20 protein-coding genes and 3 tRNA genes are annotated in these 18324 nt (G+C 66.3%); 15 read left to right on the top strand and 8 right to left on the bottom strand.

The genetic code is table 11. The annotated features are described in order from the left end of the window. Positions 1-50: 50 nt before the first annotated feature. The gene (gene plsY, locus ACJ7Z0_RS08990; RefSeq protein WP_093015637.1) at positions 51-686 is read left to right on the top strand and encodes a glycerol-3-phosphate 1-O-acyltransferase PlsY; all 636 of its coding nucleotides are present in this window, start codon (positions 51-53) and stop codon (positions 684-686) included. 5 nt (positions 687-691) lie between these two features. Continuing rightward, entirely contained in the window at positions 692-1045 is a 354-nt protein-coding gene (locus tag ACJ7Z0_RS08985; protein ID WP_431129091.1) for a RidA family protein, read from the top strand. A gap of 9 nt (positions 1046-1054) precedes the next feature. Here the strand turns inward: ACJ7Z0_RS08985 and ACJ7Z0_RS08980 are convergent, their stop codons facing one another. Together ACJ7Z0_RS08980 and ACJ7Z0_RS08975 are read right to left on the bottom strand one after the other, a co-directional pair. Next, on the bottom strand, positions 1055-1696 hold the full coding sequence (locus ACJ7Z0_RS08980) for a retropepsin-like aspartic protease family protein (RefSeq protein WP_434789555.1): 642 nt from the start codon (positions 1694-1696) through the stop codon (positions 1055-1057). Positions 1697-1703: 7 nt separating this feature from the next. Next, entirely contained in the window at positions 1704-2189 is a 486-nt protein-coding gene (locus ACJ7Z0_RS08975; protein WP_015866547.1) for a YajQ family cyclic di-GMP-binding protein, read from the bottom strand. A 45-nt stretch (positions 2190-2234) separates the two neighbouring features. Here ACJ7Z0_RS08975 and murB point away from each other — a divergent pair, with 45 nt between their 5' ends. Continuing rightward, the gene (gene murB / locus ACJ7Z0_RS08970) at positions 2235-3287 is read left to right on the top strand and encodes a UDP-N-acetylmuramate dehydrogenase (RefSeq protein WP_434789554.1); all 1053 of its coding nucleotides are present in this window, start codon (positions 2235-2237) and stop codon (positions 3285-3287) included. 25 nt (positions 3288-3312) lie between these two features. On the opposite strand, the gene ACJ7Z0_RS08965 is transcribed toward murB, so the two are convergent. Next, the gene (locus ACJ7Z0_RS08965) at positions 3313-3468 is read right to left on the bottom strand and encodes a hypothetical protein (protein ID WP_434789553.1); all 156 of its coding nucleotides are present in this window, start codon (positions 3466-3468) and stop codon (positions 3313-3315) included. Positions 3469-3554: 86 nt separating this feature from the next. Here ACJ7Z0_RS08965 and ACJ7Z0_RS08960 point away from each other — a divergent pair, with 86 nt between their 5' ends. Next, positions 3555-3944 (top strand): UCP032817 domain-containing protein, encoded by a 390-nt coding sequence (locus ACJ7Z0_RS08960; protein WP_434789552.1) that lies wholly within the window; start codon positions 3555-3557, stop codon positions 3942-3944. 79 nt (positions 3945-4023) lie between these two features. Here the strand turns inward: ACJ7Z0_RS08960 and argG are convergent, their stop codons facing one another. From argG to ACJ7Z0_RS08940, 4 genes are all read right to left on the bottom strand, one after another. Beyond that, on the bottom strand, positions 4024-5364 hold the full coding sequence (gene argG / locus ACJ7Z0_RS08955; protein ID WP_434789551.1) for an argininosuccinate synthase: 1341 nt from the start codon (positions 5362-5364) through the stop codon (positions 4024-4026). A 27-nt stretch (positions 5365-5391) separates the two neighbouring features. After that, positions 5392-5718: a pyrimidine/purine nucleoside phosphorylase gene (gene ppnP, locus ACJ7Z0_RS08950; protein WP_434789550.1), complete on the bottom strand. Its 327-nt coding sequence runs from the start codon at positions 5716-5718 to the stop codon at positions 5392-5394. Between the two features lie 134 nt (positions 5719-5852). Further along, positions 5853-6464 (bottom strand): hypothetical protein, encoded by a 612-nt coding sequence (locus tag ACJ7Z0_RS08945; RefSeq protein WP_434789549.1) that lies wholly within the window; start codon positions 6462-6464, stop codon positions 5853-5855. Between the two features lie 57 nt (positions 6465-6521). Further along, the gene (locus ACJ7Z0_RS08940; RefSeq protein WP_434789548.1) at positions 6522-6878 is read right to left on the bottom strand and encodes an ArsC family reductase; all 357 of its coding nucleotides are present in this window, start codon (positions 6876-6878) and stop codon (positions 6522-6524) included. 57 nt (positions 6879-6935) lie between these two features. Between ACJ7Z0_RS08940 and folC the strand changes: the two genes are divergently transcribed. From folC to ACJ7Z0_RS08895, 9 genes are all read left to right on the top strand, one after another. Further along, positions 6936-8243: a bifunctional tetrahydrofolate synthase/dihydrofolate synthase gene (gene folC / locus ACJ7Z0_RS08935; protein ID WP_434789547.1), complete on the top strand. Its 1308-nt coding sequence runs from the start codon at positions 6936-6938 to the stop codon at positions 8241-8243. A 61-nt stretch (positions 8244-8304) separates the two neighbouring features. Beyond that, complete coding sequence (locus ACJ7Z0_RS08930) at positions 8305-9183, top strand: SPOR domain-containing protein (protein WP_434789546.1); 879 nt, start codon at positions 8305-8307, stop codon at positions 9181-9183. A gap of 18 nt (positions 9184-9201) precedes the next feature. After that, complete coding sequence (locus ACJ7Z0_RS08925) at positions 9202-9687, top strand: CvpA family protein (protein WP_434789545.1); 486 nt, start codon at positions 9202-9204, stop codon at positions 9685-9687. A 12-nt stretch (positions 9688-9699) separates the two neighbouring features. Beyond that, positions 9700-11202, top strand: coding sequence for an amidophosphoribosyltransferase (purF, locus tag ACJ7Z0_RS08920; protein ID WP_434789544.1), 1503 nt, complete (start codon positions 9700-9702; stop codon positions 11200-11202). 8 nt (positions 11203-11210) lie between these two features. Then, positions 11211-12434, top strand: a complete 1224-nt coding sequence (locus ACJ7Z0_RS08915; protein WP_431129125.1) for an O-succinylhomoserine sulfhydrylase — start codon at positions 11211-11213, stop codon at positions 12432-12434. 8 nt (positions 12435-12442) lie between these two features. Further along, complete coding sequence (gene gltX / locus ACJ7Z0_RS08910; protein ID WP_434789543.1) at positions 12443-13831, top strand: glutamate--tRNA ligase; 1389 nt, start codon at positions 12443-12445, stop codon at positions 13829-13831. Between the two features lie 36 nt (positions 13832-13867). Continuing rightward, positions 13868-13943, top strand: a tRNA-Ala gene (locus ACJ7Z0_RS08905). Between the two features lie 54 nt (positions 13944-13997). Next, a tRNA-Glu gene (locus tag ACJ7Z0_RS08900) sits at positions 13998-14073 on the top strand. A 69-nt stretch (positions 14074-14142) separates the two neighbouring features. After that, positions 14143-14219: transfer RNA gene (locus ACJ7Z0_RS08895), tRNA-Asp, on the top strand. 81 nt (positions 14220-14300) lie between these two features. Here the strand turns inward: ACJ7Z0_RS08895 and ACJ7Z0_RS08890 are convergent. Beyond that, positions 14301-15713 (bottom strand): aminotransferase-like domain-containing protein, encoded by a 1413-nt coding sequence (locus ACJ7Z0_RS08890; protein WP_431129131.1) that lies wholly within the window; start codon positions 15711-15713, stop codon positions 14301-14303. A 160-nt stretch (positions 15714-15873) separates the two neighbouring features. On the opposite strand from ACJ7Z0_RS08890, the gene gabT reads away from it, so the two are divergent. After that, positions 15874-17166: a 4-aminobutyrate--2-oxoglutarate transaminase gene (gene gabT / locus ACJ7Z0_RS08885; protein ID WP_434789542.1), complete on the top strand. Its 1293-nt coding sequence runs from the start codon at positions 15874-15876 to the stop codon at positions 17164-17166. 25 nt (positions 17167-17191) lie between these two features. Further along, entirely contained in the window at positions 17192-18289 is a 1098-nt protein-coding gene (locus ACJ7Z0_RS08880; RefSeq protein ID WP_431129137.1) for an ABC transporter ATP-binding protein, read from the top strand. The last annotated feature ends 35 nt before the right edge of the window (positions 18290-18324 follow it).

Raw genomic sequence — 18324 nt, 5'->3', positions numbered from 1 at the left:
CTCTGTCCGAATCAGCGAATAAGAACATCCATCCTTCGTGGAGCGCCGCCTTGAGCTTTCATCTGCCTTCCCTCCTGGCCATCGTGGCCTCGTACCTGATCGGCTCGCTGTCCTTCGCGGTCATCGTGAGCAAGTCGCTCGGCATGGCCGACCCGCGCAGCTACGGCAGCGGCAACCCGGGTGCGACCAACGTGCTGCGCTCGGGCAACAAGGGCGCGGCGCTGGCCACCTTGCTGCTCGATGCGCTCAAGGGCTGGCTGCCGGTGTTCCTGATCCGCCACTTTGGCGCGCAATGGGGGCTGGGCGAGGGCGTGGCCGCGCTGGCGGGCCTCGCGGCCTTCCTGGGCCATCTGTACCCGGTGTTCTTCGGCTTCCAGGGCGGCAAGGGCGTGGCCACCGCGGCGGGCGTGCTGGTGGGCATTGCGCCCTGGCTGGGGCTGGCCACCGGCGCTACCTGGCTGATCATTGCGGTGTTCTTCCGCTATTCGTCGCTGTCGTCGCTGGTGGCGGCCTTCTTTGCGCCGGCTTATTACCTTCTGGGCGGCAACATTGCATGGCCGCTCGACCGCACGGTGCTGATTGCGATCATCATCATGAGCCTGCTGCTGATCTGGCGGCACCGCGAAAACATCCGCCGGCTCGCGGCCGGCACGGAGTCGAAACTCGGCTCGAAGAAAAAGGCTTGAAGACCATGGCATCCATCACCCGCTACCACGTCGGCCCGCGCCTCTCTGAAACGGCCGTGCACAACGGCACCATCTACCTCGCGGGCCAGGTGCCCGACGACACCACGCAGGACATCCGCGGCCAGACCACGCAGGTGCTGGACATGGTCGACCGCCTGCTGGCCGAAGCGGGCAGCGACAAGTCGCGCATCCTCATGACGCAGATCTTTCTGGCCGACATCAACGACATCACGGCCATGAACGAGGTCTGGGATGCGTGGATTCCCGCCGGCAACACGCCGCCGCGCGCGACGGTGCAGGCCAAGATGGCCAATGCGGCCTACAAGATCGAGATCGTGGTCACGGCAGCGCAGGCCTGACGCCGGCGCTCAGTAGCGTTTTTCAAGGACCATCTGGTCCGCGTCGCGGCGCATCGAAAAGCGATTGATGAAGCTGTTGCCCAAGAGCACGAAGGGCATGGGCTGGGGCGAGACGATGGCGTCGATGTCGTACACCTCGACGTCGCCCACGCGCACCGACTGGAGCCGGAGCTTGTAGCCGCTGGCCACGCCGTTGGCGGTGCTCATCTGCACGCGCTGGCCCTTGCTGTAGTCCAGCCCGATGCGCTGCGCATCGGCGGCCGACATCGCGACCGACGTGGCGCCGGTGTCGAGCATGAAGGTGACGGGGCGGCCGTTGATGGCGCCTTGCGTCATGAAGTGGCCGCGGCTGTCGGCCGGCAGCACGATCCGGCTGCCGCCGCCCGTGCCCCCTCCGCCGCCAATGCTTACCGGCGTGTCCATGCGCAGGTTGAGGCGCTTGCCTTCGAGCTCGACCACTGCCAGTTCGGCCTGCAAAGACACGAGTTTGACGCCCTGGAAGGTCTCCCCGACGGCCACGGTCTTGGGCGGCGCGCCGTCCACGATCAGGATGGCCCGGCTGCCGATGGTGCCGGTCAGCATGACCGAGCTCGCTGCATGCGCGCCCGCAGCGGCAGCCAGCAGCTGCACCGCGACGACGAGGGATTTCATCCGCGGCTCAGTCGCGGAAGTTGTTGAACGACAGCGGCATGTCGGGCACGTCTTTCTTGATGAGTGCCATGGCGGCCTGCAGGTCGTCGCGCTTGGCGCCGGTGATGCGCACCGCGTCGCCCTGGATGGCGGCCTGCACCTTGAGCTTGCTGTCCTTGATGATGCGGGTGATCTTCTTGGCCTGCTCGGATTCGATGCCGCTCTTGACCTTGATGACCTGCTTGACCTTGTCCCCGCCGATTTTCTGAACGTCGCCCTTGTCGAGAAAGCGCACGTCGACGCTGCGCTTGGTGAGCTTGGCGCGAAGAATGTCTTCCACCTGGACGAGCTGGAACTCGGCATCGCCGATCATGGTGATTTCCTTGTCCTTGAGCTCGACGGCGGCGGCCGTGCCCTTGAAATCGAAACGCGTCGCGATTTCCTTGGCGGTGTTTTCGACCGCGTTCTTCACTTCGGGCAGATTCGGTTCGCAGACGGTATCGAAAGACGGCATTGGGCTCCTCCTGGATTCGCGGGTGCTGGATGCGACAATTCTCCCATGATCGTGGAGAACAACGTCCCGCTGCAGCCGTACAACAGCTTCGGCATCGTCGCGCGCGCGCAGAACCTGGTGCGCATCGCCAGCGAGGGGGACGTGGCCGAACTGCGGGCGGACCCCCGCTGGCGCGACGCGCCCCGTTTCGTACTGGGCGGGGGCAGCAACATCGTGCTCACGGGCGACGTGAAGCCGCTGGTGCTGAAGGTCGAGATCAAGGGCCTGCGGCTGGTCGAAGAAACCCCGCGCGCCTGGATCGTGGAGGCCGGCGCGGGTGAAGTCTGGCACGACGCCATCCAATGGATGCTCGCAAACGGCTACCCGGGGCTCGAGAACCTGGCGCTCATTCCGGGCACGGTGGGCGGCGCGCCGGTGCAGAACATCGGCGCCTACGGGGTCGAGCTGCAAGACCGTTTCGATTCGCTCGACGCCATCGACCTGGACTCCGGGCGCAGCTTCACGCTGGACGCCGCGCAATGCGCCTTCGGCTACCGCGACTCGGTGTTCAAGCACGTGCGCAGCGGGCCGAACGATTTCGGGCTCTCGGGCCGGGCGCTGATCACCCGCGTGCGCTTTCGCCTGCCCAAGCCGTGGAAGGCGGTGGTCGGCTACCTCGACCTCGAACGCAAGATGGAGGAGGCCGGCAACTTCACGCCCAGCGCCACCGACGTGTTCGACTGGGTCGTCGCCATTCGCCGCGCCAAGCTGCCCGACTGGCGGGTGCTCGGCAATGCCGGCAGCTTCTTCAAGAACCCGACCGTCACGCCGGAGCAGTGCGCCGACATCATCGCGCGCGACCCGAAGATCGTGCATTACCCCATGGCGGACGGCAGCATCAAGCTGGCGGCCGGCTGGCTCATCGACGCCTGCGGCTGGAAGGGCAAGTCGGTCGGCAATGCCGGCGTCTACGAAAAGCAGGCGCTGGTGCTGGTGAACCGGGGCGGGCTCGAAAACCCGGTGACGGGCGGCGAGGTGATGACGCTGGCCAAGGCCATCCAGACGAGCGTGTACGAGCGCTTCGGCATCCGGCTGGAGCCGGAGCCGGTGGTCGTCTGATGGACCTCGACTTCCTGCACCTGAACTACCGGCGGCGCATTGCCGCGCTGATCTGGGTTCGCCGCGCGGTGGTGGTCGGAGCGTTGGTCTCGGTGTTCTTCATCTTCCGCCATGGCGGCTGGCTGGTGCTGGTGCCATTGATTCTTGGCGCGTGGGCCCTGGCGGCCACGCTGGGCTTCATGGAAACCAGCCTGCGCCGCCAGTTCATCCGCGAGGCCCGGATGCCGCCGTTCCTACCAGAACTGGTGCAAGGCGGCCTTTGGCGGCATGCTTCACCACAGCCCGGCCGAAGTGCTGGGCAAGGACCCGAAGCGCAACGACGGCCTGCGCCGCAGCTGGTATTGGGCCTGCAAGGAAGAAAGCATCGATCCGCGCAAGCCGGCGCGCCTGCCGCTTTTGTTTGCGCTCGACGTGAAGTTCGGCATTCCGGGCGGCTTCGACTACGTGCCCGACTGCAAGGCCGTCGATCGGCACAACGGCTCCGGCGCCCATTGCGGCACCAGCTTTGGCGATTCGTCGTCATCGGATGGCGGCAGCTCCGGCGATGCCACCGGCTTCGGCGGCAGCGAATCGAGCGGCAGCGGTGACGGCGGCAGCGGGGGAGGGGATTCCTCCGGCGGTTGCGGTGGCGGGTGCGGAGGAGGCGGCGGCGACTGATCGATAGACAGGCACGCACGACGCACAAATGAAAACGGGCCCGCGAGGGCCCGTTTGTCATTGCAAGAAGCGCGTCGGCTTACTTGCTCTCGTCGTCGTTCGAGAGCCGCGGCACCGAGGTGCCCTGGCCCGGCGACAGCAGCCCGGTACGGGTGTAGATCGCGAGCTTCTCGCGCGTGTCGACGATGTCGAGATTGCGCATGGTCAGCTGGCCGATGCGGTCCAGCGGCGTGAACGCGCCGGCCACCTTTTCCATGCTCAGGCGCTCGGGCTGGTAGGTGAGGTTGGGCGAGACGGTGTTGAGAATCGAGTAGTCGTTGCCGCGGCGCAGCTCGACGGTCACTTCGCCGGTGATGGCGCGCGCCACCCAGCGCTGAGCCGTCTCGCGCAGCATGATGGCCTGCGGGTCGAACCAGCGGCCCTGGTAGAGCAGTCGGCCGAGCTTGCGGCCGTTGTCGCGGTACTGCTCGATGGTGTCCTCGTTGTGGATGCCGGTCACCAGGCGCTCGTAGGCGATGAACAGCAGCGCGAGGCCGGGCGCCTCGTAGATGCCGCGGCTCTTGGCCTCGATGATGCGGTTCTCGATCTGGTCGCTCATGCCCAGGCCGTGGCGGCCGCCGATGCGGTTGGCTTCCAGGATCAGGTCGACGAGGTTGGCGTGCTCGACGCCGTTGAGGGCCACCGGGCGGCCTTCCTCGAAGCGCACGCTGACGGTCTCGCGCTTGACCTCGACTTCGTCTTTCCAGAACGCAACGCCCATGATCGGCTGCACGATTTGCATGCCGCTGTCGAGGTTCTCCAGGTCCTTGGCCTCGTGCGTGGCGCCAAGCATGTTGGAGTCGGTGCTGTAGGCCTTCTCGGCCGACATCTTGTAGCCGAAGCCGGCTTTGGTCATGAATGCCGACATCTCGGCGCGGCCGCCGAGCTCGTCGATGAACAGCTGGTCGAGCCAGGGCTTGTAAATCTTGAGAGCAGGGTTGGTGAGCAAGCCGTAGCGGTAGAAGCGCTCGATGTCGTTGCCCTTGTAGGTGCTGCCGTCGCCCCAGATGTGGACGTCGTCTTCCTTCATGGCCGACACCAGCATGGTGCCCGTCACCGCGCGGCCGAGCGGCGTGGTGTTGAAGTAGGTGACGCCGGCGGTCGTGACGTGGAAGGCGCCGGCCTGCAGCGCGGCAATGCCTTCATTGGCGAGCTGCGCGCGGCAGTCGATCAGGCGGGCGTTCTCGGCGCCGTAGAGCATCGCCTTGCGCGGGATCTCGTCGTAGTCGGGCTCGTCGGGCTGGCCGAGGTTGGCGGTGTAGGCGTAGGGAATCGCGCCCTTCAGCTTCATCCAGTGCAGTGCCGCACTGGTGTCCAGGCCGCCCGAAAAGGCAATGCCGACCTTCTGGCCGGCGGGAACGTTTTGGAGAATGGTCGACATGCGGGTGTCCGGTTGGCGGTTCAGGGGTCAGCCGAAGTGGCAGATGTAGCTGTAGGGCTCGCCGGTCACCCGGATCTGGAAGCTCGAATTGCCCGGCACGTTGAACTTCTGTCCTGCGCCCGAGGCAATCCACTCGGTGGTTCCCGACAGTTGGTATTCGCAGCTGCCGGCGGTGCCTTCCATGATTTCAGGCGCGCCGGTCTTGAAAGTCAGGGTGGACGGCAGGATCACGCCGACCGATTTTTTCGTGCCGTCGGCCAACGTGAGGCTGTGGCTCACGCACTTGCCGTCGAAATACACATTGGCCTTGGTCGCCACTGCGGCGCTGTTGAGAGTGTCGGTAGTCGTCGTCATTGGAAGGCGCCGGCGCATGCGCGGTCGGCTTGTCGAGGACGCGCCACCGCGGCGGCGCACCCCTTGGGGGTTGGAAAAGTCCTCGATTTTAGGGCTTGGCCGGTATTGCCAGCCCGGCCGCCGTATCGCGCGGTTCAGCGCCAGTGGCGATAGCCGTATCCACGATAGCCGCCCCAGCCCCTGGAGTACCCCAGGTTCAGCGAAATGCCGACCGGCGGATAGACGTAGGGCTGCGGGTAGACGTAGGTCGGCTGCGCGTAGATGGGGGCCGGGTACACCGGCGCCGGCTGTGCGTAGATCGGCGCCGGCTGCGCATAGACCGGTGCCGGCGGCGCGTTGGAAACCACCACGCCGGGCTCGGGCACCACGTTGTCCCAGGCCGATCCGCCCGGTTGTGCGTATTGCGGGGGCTGCTGGTACTGGTACTGCTGCTGGCCGCTGTCGGCTTCGACCGGGTAAGGCTGCAACTGGGGCTGGGGCGCGACCGGTGCCGTCGTCACGCCGTAGGCGCCGGCCTGGATCGGGATGGTGGCGCCCGGCCGGCTGTTCATGCGCGTGGTGTATTGGCGGCCGCCGTACTCGTAGGTCACGTTGTAACTGGGGCTGCTGCCGGTGGTCTCGTAGACGGGGGTGGCGGAAATCACCCTCGCCCATGCTTCCTGGGCCTGGGCCACGCCGGCGGCGCCTGCCGTCAGCAGGCCGGCCACGGAAAGGCCCGAGAGGGCGCGAAAGACTTGTCGGTTCATGGTGTTCTCTCCTGCAGATCGGGGTTGGAGGCCGGCCGGCGAGACGGGTTCCGGGGTTTACACGGCATTCACAGCAGCCCAGGCTTCGGCGTCGAACCCTGTCGTAACGCCGGTTTTGGCCCCCCAGTTGACCACCGGCCGCTTGATGAGGCTGGGGTTGGCCAGCAATGCGGCGCGGGCGGAAACGGCATCGACCACCGCGTTGCGTTCGGCTTCGCCCAACTTGCGCCAGGTGGTGCCGCGGCGGTTGACCAAGGCCTCCCAGCCCGGCTTCTTGAGCCACTGGTCGAGCTCGGCTTCGGGCACGCCCTGCTTCTTGAAGTCATGGAAGGTGTAGGCGACGCCATGGTCGTCGAGCCAGGTGCGGGCGCGCTTGACGGTGTCGCAGTTCGGAATGCCGTAGAGGGTTGTCATGGATGCCAATGATGCCGATAAAACGTGGGGCGCCCCGCGCTTTCCGGGTCGGCGACAATGCCGGCCTCCATGGAAACCCTTAACGACTGGCTCGCGCGCGCCGAGCAACTCCATCCGAAGAACATCGAGCTCGGCCTCGAGCGCGCCAGAGAGATGGCGGCCCGCATGGGCCTGCGCTTCGACTGCCCGGTCATCACCGTGGCCGGCACCAATGGCAAGGGCTCGACCTGCGCCATGCTCGAATCGATCCTCACGCATGCGGGCTACCGCACGGCGGTTTTCACGTCGCCGCACCTGGTGCGCTTCGAGGAGCGGCTGCGGCTCTCGGGCGAAGCGGTCGATGCTTCGAAATTAATAGCAAACTTCGAGGCGGTAGAAGTGGCCCGGGGCGACATGCCCCTGACGTACTTCGAGTTCACCACCCTCGGCATCCTGCGCTGCATGATCGAAGAGAAGCCTGACGTGGCCATTCTCGAGGTCGGGCTCGGCGGCCGGCTCGACGCGGTCAACATCATCGACACCGATTGCGCGGTCATCACCAGCATCGACCTCGACCACATGGACTACCTCGGGTCCGACCGCGAGAGCATCGGCTTCGAGAAGGCCGGCATCCTGCGCCCGGGCAAGCCCGCCATCGTGAGCGACCCGATGCCGCCGCAAAGCGTGATCGACCACGCGGCGGCCATTGGCGCCGACCTCTGGCGCTTCGGGCACGACTTCAACGTCTCGGGCGACAAGCAGCAGTGGGGTTGGTCGGGCCGCGGCCGGCGCTACAGCGGGCTGGCCTATCCGGCCCTGCGCGGCGCCAACCAGCTGCTCAATGCCGCGGGCGTGCTTGCGGCGCTCGAAGCGCTGCGGCCGCAACTGCCCATCACCGCGCAGGCCGTGCGCACGGGGCTCGCCATGGTCGAGCTGCCCGGCCGCTTCCAGATCGTTCCGGGCGAGCCCGCGCTGGTGCTCGACGTGGCGCACAACGCCCATGCGGTCGCGGCGCTGGCCGAGAACCTCGACGCGATGGGCTTCTATCCCACCACGCACGGCGTGTTCGGCGTCATGGCCGACAAGGACCTGGCCCCGATCCTCGCGCGCATCGGCCCGATGATCGACCGCTGGTACTTCACCGATCTGCCGACGCCGCGCGCCGCCAAGGCCGGCGATCTGCTTGCGAGCTGGCAGGCGCAAAACAAGCGCGCCGACGCCTCCGCAAGCGTGCATTCCGGGCCGATGGAAGCGCTCCGCGCAGCCATCGAGCACGCAGACCCCGCTGATAGAATCGTGGTCTTCGGATCGTTCTTCACCGTGGGTGGCGTGCTGGAGCACGGCACTCCCCGGCTGCAAGCCAAACACCTGCTGCCCGGCGGCTGATCGCCGGCCCGTCCGCACCATCTGGCACCACCTCGCTGCACTCCTTCAGGGATCGAACTTCATGGCGTTTTTCAAGTTCCGCACGCGCGGCCCGCAAGGCAACGAAGGACGCGGCGCACCGGCTGCCGTCCCTGCGGAAAGTGTCGAAACCATGCGCCGCCGCGCGCGGCACCGGTTGGTGGGCGCGGCCGTTCTGGTGCTGCTTGGCGTCATCGGATTTCCGTTGCTGTTCGACACCCAGCCGCGTCCGGTCTCGGTCGACATTCCCATCGAGATTCCCGACCGCAACAAGGTCAAGCCATTGCCGGTGCCTGCAACGCCCGCGCCCGCCGCGCCCACCACCGGCGCGGCCGACAGCGGCGCCCGCGTGGCGGCGGCGCCCCCGTCCGCGTCGAGCGGCGGCATGATCACCGAGACCGCCGACGGCACCGAGATTCCACCCGGCAAGCCAGCCGCCAGCACGCCTCCGGCCGAAACCCGGCCCACGGCCGAAGCCAAGCCGGAACGCAAGCCCGAGCCAAAGCCGGAACACAAACCAGAACCCAAGCCCGAACCGAAGCCAAAGCCCGAGGCCAAGCCGGAAGCCAAACCCGAACCCAAGCCCGCGGCGCCCAAGCCGGCTGCGGCCGAGGACGGCAACCGCGCGCGCGCCCTGCTCGAAGGCAAGCCCTCCAACACCAGCACCACCAAGCCCGCCACCGAAGACGGCGGCCGCTTCGTTGTGCAGGTCGGTGCCTTTGCCGATGCCGACAAGGCGCGCGAAGTGCGGCAGAAGCTCGAGAAGGCGGGCCTCAAGACCTATGTGAACGTGGCCAAGACGTCCGACGGCGAGCAGCGCACGCGTGTGCGTGTCGGCCCGTTCAGCTCGCGCGCCGAGGCGGACAAGGCCGCGGAGAAGGTCAAGGGCTTGTCTTTGTCGGCCGCCATCCTCACGTTGTAGTAGCCATCGCCCGTTGCCGTGGCCCTGCTCGATTGGATCGCCGTCGCGCTCATCGTCGTGTCGATGCTGTTCGGCCTCTGGCGGGGCCTGGTGTTCGAAGTGATTTCGCTGGCGGGTTGGGTGGCTGCATTCATTGCCGCCCAGTGGCTGGCGTCGAGCGTGGCCGCATGGCTGCCCTTCGGCGACCCGCAGGCCACCTGGCGCTATCCGCTGGCCTTTGTGCTGGTGTTCGTGGCGGTGGCGTTCGGCGTGGGCCTGGTGGCGGCGCTGACGCGAAAGCTGATTGCGGCTGTCGGCCTCAGGCCGGTGGACCGGATATTGGGTGGGGCCTTCGGAGCGGCGCGGGGTGCGGTTGCACTGCTCGTTCTGGCGGTCATTGTTCATTTGCTGGCGTTGAGCGACAGTGCCTGGTGGCACGAATCGCGCAGCGCCATTGTTCTCGATGCGGCATTGCAGGGCCTGAAACCCGCGTTGCCTGAAAAGTTGGCAAGCTACCTGCCCTGAGAGGAATCGTTCATGTGTGGAATCGTCGGCGTTGTCAGCAACGCACCCGTCAATCAGCTGCTCTATGACGCCTTGCTGCTGCTGCAGCACCGCGGCCAGGACGCGGCCGGCATCGTCACCCTGCTTGAACGCAAGTTCTTCATGCACAAGGCCAAGGGCATGGTGCGCGACGTGTTCCGCACGCGCAACATGCGCGCGCTGCCTGGCAGCGTGGGTCTGGGCCAGGTGCGCTATCCGACGGCGGGCAACGCCTACAGCGAAGAAGAGGCGCAGCCCTTCTACGTCAACGCGCCCTTCGGCATCGTGCTGGTGCACAACGGCAACCTGACCAACGCGCATGCGCTGCGTTCGGAGCTGTTCTCCACCGACCACCGCCACACCAACACCGAGAGCGACTCCGAAGTGCTGCTCAACGTGCTTGCGCACGAGCTCGAGCGCGCATCGCGCGGCGTGCCACTGAACCCGGCCGAGGTGTTTGCCGCGGTCAAGAGCATGCACAAGCGCCTGCGCGGCTCGTATGCCGTGGTGGCGCTGATCGCCGGCCACGGCCTGCTTGCCTTCCGCGATCCGTACGGCATCCGTCCGCTGTCGATGGGCCGCAGCGCCGACGGCACCGTCATGGTGGCCAGCGAATCGGTCGCGCTCGAAGGCTCGGGCCATGTGTTCGAGCGCAACATCGATCCGGGCGAAGCCGTGTTCATCGACCTGCAGGGCAACGTGCACTCCATGCAGTGCGCCGAGGCGCCCACGCTCAACCCCTGCATCTTCGAATTCGTGTACCTGGCGCGTCCGGACTCGGTGCTCGACGGCATCTCGGTGTACCAGGCGCGGCTCAACCTGGGCGAGACGCTGGCCAAGCGCGTGGTGTCCACCGTGCCGCCGAACCAGATCGACGTGATCATCCCGATTCCCGAATCGAGCCGCCCGAGCGCCACGCAGCTCGCGCACCTGCTCGGCGTGCCCTACCGCGAGGGCTTCGTGAAGAACCGCTACGTGGGCCGGACCTTCATCATGCCGGGGCAGGGCGTGCGCAAGAAGTCGGTGCGCCAGAAGCTCAACGTGATTGCCAGCGAGTTCAAGGGCCGCAACGTGCTCCTGGTCGACGACTCGATCGTGCGTGGCACCACCAGCCGTGAAATCGTGCAGATGGCACGCGATGCCGGCGCACGCAAGGTCTACCTCGCCAGCGCCGCGCCGCCGGTGCGCTATCCCAACGTCTACGGCATCGACATGCCCACCAAGGACGAACTGGTGGCACACGACCGCACCGTCGAGCAGATCCGCGAGCTGATCGGTTGTGATGCACTCATCTATCAAGACGTCGATGCCATGAAGCGCGCCATCGGCTCGCTCAACCCCAAGCTCAACGGTTTCGATGCCTCCTGCTTCGACGGCGTGTACGTGACCGGCGACATCGACACCGAAGCGATCTCGCGCATGAACGGCAACCGTCCCCGCATCGAAGAGACCGAAGAAGATTCTTCGCGCCTCGCGCTTCCCAATCACAGCGAGTGAGAGCTGAATTGACTGCCGACGAACGAACCCTGCCGCCCGGACTGCATCGCGACACGCTCGCGCTGCGCACCGGCCTGGCGCCGAGCCAGCATGGCGAGCACTCCGAAGCGCTGTTCCTGACCAGCGGCTTCGTGCAGCCCGACGCCGAAACGTCGGCACGCCGCTTTGCCGGTACCGAAGCGGGCTTTACCTATTCGCGCACTTCCAATCCCACGGTCACCAGCTTCGAGCAGCGCCTTGCGGCAATGGAAGGCACCGAGGCCGCGATCGGCGCTTCCACCGGCATGGGCGCGATCCTCATGATGTGCATGGGCCTGCTGAAGGCGGGCGACCATGTGATCTGCTCGCGCTCGGTGTTCGGCTCCACGCTCAACCTGTTCGGCAAGGAGTTCGCCAAGTTCGGCGTCGAGACCACATTCGTCTCGCAGACCGACGTGGCTGAATGGCGCGCGGCCATGAAGCCCAACACCAAGCTGCTGTTCGCCGAAACGCCCACCAATCCGCTCACCGAGGTGTGCGACATCCGCGCGCTGGCCGACCTGGCGCACGGCGGCGGCGCGCTGCTCGCGGTGGACAACTGCTTTTGCACGCCCGCGCTGCAGCGCCCGGCCGAACTGGGCGCCGACCTCATCATTCATTCCGGTACCAAGTACCTCGACGGCCAGGGCCGCGTGATGGCCGGCGCGATCTGCGGTCCGTCGAAGCTCATCGTCGATGTGTTTGGCCCGGTGGTGCGCACCGCCGGCATGGCGCTGTCGCCGTTCAATGCATGGGTCGTGCTCAAGGGCCTCGAAACGCTCGGCATCCGCATGCAGGCGCAGTGCGCCAATGCGCTGGCCGTGGCCCAGTGGCTTGAAACGCAGCCCGGCATTGCGCGCGTCTACTACCCGGGCCTTGCCTCGCACGCGCAGCACGACCTGGCCATGCGCCAGCAGTCGGGGCAGGGCGGGGCGGTGGTGTCGTTCGACGTGGTCGGCAACGATCCCGAGACGGCGCGCGCCAATGCCTTCCACGTGATCAACAGCACGCGCGTGGTGAGCATTGCCACCAACCTGGGCGACACCAAGACCATCATCACCCACCCCGGCACCACGTCGCACGGCCGCCTGACCGAAGTGCAGCGCCAGGCCGCCGGCATCGGCCAGGGGCTCATTCGCGTCGCAGTCGGCCTCGAGTACATCGACGACATCAAGGCCGACTTGCTTCGCGGCCTTGGCACCCTGAAATTCTGATCGATTCCATGACCGGCAAAGTTCGCACCCGCATCGCTCCGTCTCCCACCGGCTTTCTTCACCTGGGCACGGCCCGCACCGCGCTCTACTCGTGGGCCTACGCACGCCACCATGGCGGAGAGTTCGTGCTGCGCATCGAGGACACCGACGTGGCCCGCTCCACGCAGGACTCGACCGACCAGATCCTTGCGTCGATGCACTGGCTCGGCCTCGACTACGACGAAGGCCCGATCTATCAAATGCAGCGCCTCGAGCGCTACCGCGAAGTCATTGCGCAAATGCTCGCGGCCGGCACGGCCTACTACTGCTACTGCACGCCGGCCGAGCTCGACGAAATGCGCGAAGCCCAGCGCGCCCGCGGCGAAAAGACCTTGTATGACCGCCGCTGGCGCCCCGAGCCCGGCAAGGTGCTGCCGCCCGTGCCCGAAGGCGTGCCGCCCGTGGTGCGTTTCTGCAACCCGCCCGAAGGCGACGTGACGTGGAACGACCTCGTCAAGGGCGAGATCACCATCAACAACCGCGAGATCGACGACCTCATCATCCTGCGGCCCGACGGTGTGCCCACCTACAACTTCGCCGTGGTGGTCGACGACTGGGACATGGCCATCACGCATGTGTTCCGCGGCGACGAGCACATCAACAACACGCCGTGGCAGATCAACATCTTTCGCGCGCTGGGCGCGCCGCTGCCTGCGTTCGGCCATGTGCCGGTGATCCTGGGCGACGACGGGCAGAAGCTCTCCAAGCGCCGCGGCGCCGTGAGCGTCACCGCCTATGAAGAGAACGGCTACCTGCCCGAAGCCATGCTCAACTATCTTGCGCGCCTCGGCTGGAGCCATGGCGACGACGAGCTCTTCACGCGCGAGCAGATGGTGAGCTGGTTCGACGGTTCGCACCTGTCGAAGAGCCCCGCCCAGTGGGACGCCGCCAAGCTGTCGTGGGTCAATGCGCAATACATCAAGGCCAAGCCTGATGATGAGCTCGCACCGCTCGTGGCCGCGCAGTTGAAGAAGCGCGGTATCGACGCCGACGATCGCCTCCCCGCGATCTGCGCGCTGTTCAAGGACCGTTGCGAGACCACGGTTGCATTGGCCGACTGGGCCGCAGCGTTCTATGCCGACGTGACCGTGAGCGAAGCCGATCGCGCGCAGCACATCACCGACGCGGTGAAGCCCGTCATCGCCACGCTGGCCGAAAAGCTCGCGAGCGTGAACTGGGAAAAAACTTCGATTGCTGCCGGCATCAAGGAAGTTTTGGCCGCACATTCTGTGAAAATGCCTGTGTTGGCCATGCCGGTTCGCGTCCTCGTGATGGGAACTGCGCAGACACCATCCCTCGATTCAGTGCTCGCAATTTTTTCTCGCGAAAAAGTCATCGAGCGTTTGAAAAGAGCCTGATTTTTCAGGCTATAATTTGAGGCTCGACACCCACACGGGGGTATAGCTCAGCTGGGAGAGCGCTTGCATGGCATGCAAGAGGTCATCGGTTCGATCCCGTTTACCTCCACCATCAAAGTGTCGAGAAGAGAAGAAGTGCTGATCGCAGCACGGTTCCTAAGGTTTTGACCCTATCGTCTAGAGGCCTAGGACACCACCCTTTCACGGTGGCTACCGGGGTTCGAATCCCCGTAGGGTCGCCAGTTTCGCGCAAGTGAAGCAGGCACAAGTCGTCAGCACTTGGCTCCGCAAGGAGTGAACGTTGTCTACCAGGAGTGGTAGTTCAGTTGGTTAGAATACCGGCCTGTCACGCCGGGGGTCGCGGGTTCGAGTCCCGTCCACTCCGCCAGTTCCGACAAGGGTTAGCAGATTAACGTCTGCTAACCCTTTTGTCTTTTCGGGGCTCGCATTCGAGCCCTGCCGCACTCACTCACTCCCCTTTGCGCTCTTCGATGCTGCGCGCGAGAAACTGCCAAAGCCGCTCGTCCTCGCTGAACGCCACGTTGAAGCGCAGCCACCCCGTGGGGCGCGGAATCACCAGAAACAACTGCCCCGGGCCGAGCATGATGCCCTCCATGGCGGCAATCCGCGACAGGTCCGCGGCATCGGTGATGTCCGGATGCCGCGCCCACAGGTACAAGCCCGCTGCGGGCTCATGAAAAATCTCGAAGCCCTGGGCTTCCAAGCGCCTTGCCACGTTCGAATGCGCCTGCGCGAGCCGTTCCCGCAGCGACTTCAGGTGCTTGCGCCAGCGCCCGTCGGTCACCGCGCCAAAGACCAGCCGCTCGGTGATGTCCGACGAGGTGAGCCCCGAGACCATCTTCAGCTGGGCCAGGTCTTCCATCAGCCCGGGCTGCGCCACCACATAGCCGACCCGCAGGTTCGGTGAGATGGTCTTGGAAAAACTGCCGACGTAGACCACCTGGCGCAACTGGCTGAGGCTCGCGAGCGAGGGTCGCGACGAGGCGTCCATGTCGGCGTAGATGTCGTTCTCGACCAACGCGAACTGATGCTCCTGCGCAAGCTGGAGCAGGCGCACGAGCTGCGGCATCGACGCCAGCGAGCACGTGGGGCTCTGCAGCCGCGGTTGCGTGAAGAAGGCCTTGGGCCGGTGCAGCGCTAGCAGCGCCTCCAGCGCGGGCAGGTCGTAGCCGGTGGGCGTGCGCGGCACGCCGATGATGTGCACGCCCAGAAAGCGCAGCATGAACATCAGGTTGGGATAGCCGGGATCGTCCACCAGCACCTCGTCGCCGGGCTTCAGCAACTGGCGCGCCACCAGGTCGAGCGCCTGGCTCGAGCCCTGGGTGAGCAGCACCTGGCCGGCCTCGACCGCGATCTGCCGCTCGCAGAGCGAATCGGCCACCGCCATGCGCAGCGCCATGTGCCCGAAGGGCAGACCGTAGCCGCCGATGTCGGTGCCGCCCGCGGCAAGGCTGCGCAGGCTGCGGCGCATGCCGTCCTCGAACAGCCAGTCGTGCGGCAGCCATCCGCAGCCCGGCTTGAGCGGCAGGTTGCGGTTCTCGAAGATCTGCCGCAGATACCAGCGCGCATCGAAGCGCGGGTCGGGTTGCGGCGCCGTCGAGCCGCTGCCGGGGGAGTTGTCGTCGCTTCGCCGCTTGACGAAGAAGCCGGCGTTGGCCCGCGACACCAAAAGGCCTTGCGCCACCAGCCGGTCGTAGGCCTCGACCACGGTGAAGACGCTGACGCCATGGGCCGCGGCAAAGGCCCGGATGGAGGGCAGCTTGCTGTCGGGCCTCAGTTTTTGGGCGCCGATCAGCCCGCGGAGTCCCTCCACGATCTGACTCACGAGCGGAGTCGGCTGTTCGGGGTGAAGAATGAGCATCGCGAGTATCCCGGCAGGCCGATCTGCACCATATTGAGGAAAGTATGTACAGGATACAAGACCAGCACAGTCCGCAAAATCATCGCATTCGTTGTACATGGTCGGCGCTGGAGCTGAAACCTAAAGTGCCTGCTTCTTCATTCAGGCACAGGTCGAATCCATGCAGCGCGAACCCCATCTCAGCAACGCCGCCCTCATGGCCCGCCGCAGCGCGGCAGTGGCACGCGGTGTAGGCCAGGCCCACGAAATTTTTGTCAGCCGCGCCGCCAACGCCGAGATGTGGGACGTCGAGGGCCGCCGCTACATCGACTTTGCCGGCGGCATCGCGGTCCTGAACACTGGCCACTGCCACCCGGAGATCAGCGCCGCCGTCAAGGCGCAGGTCGATCTCTATTCGCACACCTGCTTCCAGGTGATGGCGTACGAACCCTACGTGGAACTTGCCGAGCGCCTGAACGCGCTGGCGCCAGGCGAATTCGCAAAGAAATCGATCTTCCTGAGCACCGGCGCCGAGGCGGTCGAAAACGCGGTGAAGATTGCCCGCGCCTACACGCGCCGGCCGGGCGTCATTGCCTTTACGGGCGGTTACCACGGCCGAACGATGATGACGCTGGGCCTGACCGGCAAGGTCGCACCCTACAAAGTCGGCTTCGGCCCGTTCCCGGGCGAGGTGTTCCATGCGTTGTATCCGAATGCGCTGCACGGCGTGAGCGTGGACGACGCCTTGCACTCGGTCGAGCTGCTGTTCAAGAACGACATCGAGCCCGAGCGCGTGGCGGCCTTCATCCTGGAGCCGGTGCAGGGGGAGGGTGGCTTCTACGTGGCGCCCCACGACTTCGTCGAAGGCCTGCGCGCGCTGGCGGACCGCCACGGCATCCTCATCATTGCCGACGAAGTGCAGACCGGCGCCGGCCGCACCGGCACCTGGTTTGCCAGCGAGCAATGGCCCGTGGCGCCCGACCTGATCACCACCGCCAAGTCGATGGCGGGCGGTTTCCCGATCTCCGGCGTGGTGGGTCGCGCCGAGGTGATGGACGCTCCCGCGCCCGGCGGACTGGGCGGCACCTATGCCGGCAGCCCCATCGGCTGCGCCGCCGCGCTCGCGGTGCTCAAGGTGTTCGACGACGAGCAATTGCTGGCGCGCAGCCGGGCGCTGGGCGAGCGGCTCACGGGTGGCCTGCGCCGCATCGCGGCCAGCGAGCCCGCCATTGGCGACGTGCGCGGGCTCGGCGCCATGGTGGCCATCGAGCTGTTCGAAGAGGGCGACACCGCCCGGCCCGATGCCGCGCTGACCCGAAAGGTGGTGGCGGAAGCCGCGCGGCGCGGGTTAATCCTGCTGTCATGCGGCACCTACGGCAATGTAATTCGCGTGCTGGTGCCGCTGACGGCATCCGACTTGCTTGTGGACGAAGGCCTGGCGCTTCTCGCGGACAGCTTCGCCGCGCTGCGCTGAACGGTCCCTTTTCTTGAGCCCCTCCATGACGACAGCAGAACCCTTGGTGCGCTTCCAGCGCGTCCAGAAAACCTACGACGGTGAACACCTGGTGGTGCGCCAGCTCGACCTGGACATCCACCGCGGCGAGTTTCTCAGCCTGCTCGGGCCCTCGGGGTCGGGCAAGACCACCACGCTGATGATGCTGGCCGGCTTCGAGTCGCCCACCTCCGGCGAGATATTGCTCGAAGGCAAGCCGATCACCGGCACCCCGCCGCACAAGCGCCACTTCGGCATGGTGTTCCAGAACTATGCGCTGTTTCCGCACCTGAGCGTGGGCCAGAACGTGGCCTATCCGCTCACCGTGCGCAAGGTGTCCAAGGACGAGCAGCAGCGCCGCGTGCAGCGCGCGCTCGACATGGTGCAGCTGCGCGGCATGACCGACCGCCTGCCCGGCCAGCTCTCGGGCGGCCAACAGCAGCGCGTGGCGCTGGCGCGCGCGCTGGTGTTCGAGCCGCAACTGGTGCTCATGGACGAGCCGCTCGGCGCGCTCGACAAGCAACTGCGCGAGCACATGCAGATCGAGCTCAAGGACCTGCATCGCCAGCTCGGCGTGACCTTCGTCTACGTGACGCACGACCAGGGCGAGGCGCTCACCATGAGCGACCGGGTGGCTGTGTTCAACGAAGGCGTGATCCAGCAGCTGGACACCGTCGGCCGGCTCTACGAGACACCGTCCAACCGTTTCGTGGCCGGTTTCGTCGGCGACAACACCGTGCTCAAGGGGCAACTGAGCCGGGGCGGCAAGCATGCCGAAATGACGCTGCCCGATGGCCGCGTGCTGCACGGGCTCAACGTCAGCGGCGCGGCCGCGGGCGCTGCCGTCGAGGCCTGCATCCGCCCCGAGCGCGTGGTGCTGCACCACCGGCCGGAAGCGCAGGGCGCCAACATGCTCGCCGCCGTGGTGGCGCGCGTCATCTATTTCGGCGACCACCTGCGGCTGCTGTGCAGCGTGGGCGGCGGCCAGGCCGAGGCCACCGTGAAGCTGCCGCTGACCGGCGCGGGCGGCATCGCCACGCCGCAGGCCGGCGACTCGGTGGCGCTCGAATTTCCCGTTGCGCATGCGCGCATGTATGCCCTCTGAACCCAGTCCCGTTTCTCGTTTCCGTTCATCACCCA

The sequence above is a fragment of the Variovorax palleresanus genome (assembly GCF_051144945.1).
Lineage (GTDB): Bacteria > Pseudomonadota > Gammaproteobacteria > Burkholderiales > Burkholderiaceae_C > Variovorax > Variovorax paradoxus_S.
The sequence above is the reverse complement of the archived record's forward strand: the minus strand, read 5'-3'. Positions and strand labels throughout refer to the sequence as shown.

Coding starts and splice junctions, on each gene's coding strand:
- ACJ7Z0_RS08985 (WP_431129091.1), top strand. CDS start 692: ATGGCATCCATCACCCGCTACCACGTCGGCCCGCGCCTCTCTGAAACG.
- ACJ7Z0_RS08980 (WP_434789555.1), bottom strand. CDS start 1,696: ATGAAATCCCTCGTCGTCGCGGTGCAGCTGCTGGCTGCCGCTGCGGGC.
- ACJ7Z0_RS08975 (WP_015866547.1), bottom strand. CDS start 2,189: ATGCCGTCTTTCGATACCGTCTGCGAACCGAATCTGCCCGAAGTGAAG.
- murB (WP_434789554.1), top strand. CDS start 2,235: ATGATCGTGGAGAACAACGTCCCGCTGCAGCCGTACAACAGCTTCGGC.
- ACJ7Z0_RS08965 (WP_434789553.1), bottom strand. CDS start 3,468: ATGAAGCCCAGCGTGGCCGCCAGGGCCCACGCGCCAAGAATCAATGGC.
- ACJ7Z0_RS08960 (WP_434789552.1), top strand. CDS start 3,555: ATGCTTCACCACAGCCCGGCCGAAGTGCTGGGCAAGGACCCGAAGCGC.
- argG (WP_434789551.1), bottom strand. CDS start 5,364: ATGTCGACCATTCTCCAAAACGTTCCCGCCGGCCAGAAGGTCGGCATT.
- ppnP (WP_434789550.1), bottom strand. CDS start 5,718: ATGACGACGACTACCGACACTCTCAACAGCGCCGCAGTGGCGACCAAG.
- ACJ7Z0_RS08945 (WP_434789549.1), bottom strand. CDS start 6,464: ATGAACCGACAAGTCTTTCGCGCCCTCTCGGGCCTTTCCGTGGCCGGC.
- ACJ7Z0_RS08940 (WP_434789548.1), bottom strand. CDS start 6,878: ATGACAACCCTCTACGGCATTCCGAACTGCGACACCGTCAAGCGCGCC.
- folC (WP_434789547.1), top strand. CDS start 6,936: ATGCCGGCCTCCATGGAAACCCTTAACGACTGGCTCGCGCGCGCCGAG.
- ACJ7Z0_RS08930 (WP_434789546.1), top strand. CDS start 8,305: ATGGCGTTTTTCAAGTTCCGCACGCGCGGCCCGCAAGGCAACGAAGGA.
- purF (WP_434789544.1), top strand. CDS start 9,700: ATGTGTGGAATCGTCGGCGTTGTCAGCAACGCACCCGTCAATCAGCTG.
- gltX (WP_434789543.1), top strand. CDS start 12,443: ATGACCGGCAAAGTTCGCACCCGCATCGCTCCGTCTCCCACCGGCTTT.
- ACJ7Z0_RS08890 (WP_431129131.1), bottom strand. CDS start 15,713: ATGCTCATTCTTCACCCCGAACAGCCGACTCCGCTCGTGAGTCAGATC.
- gabT (WP_434789542.1), top strand. CDS start 15,874: ATGCAGCGCGAACCCCATCTCAGCAACGCCGCCCTCATGGCCCGCCGC.
- ACJ7Z0_RS08880 (WP_431129137.1), top strand. CDS start 17,192: ATGACGACAGCAGAACCCTTGGTGCGCTTCCAGCGCGTCCAGAAAACC.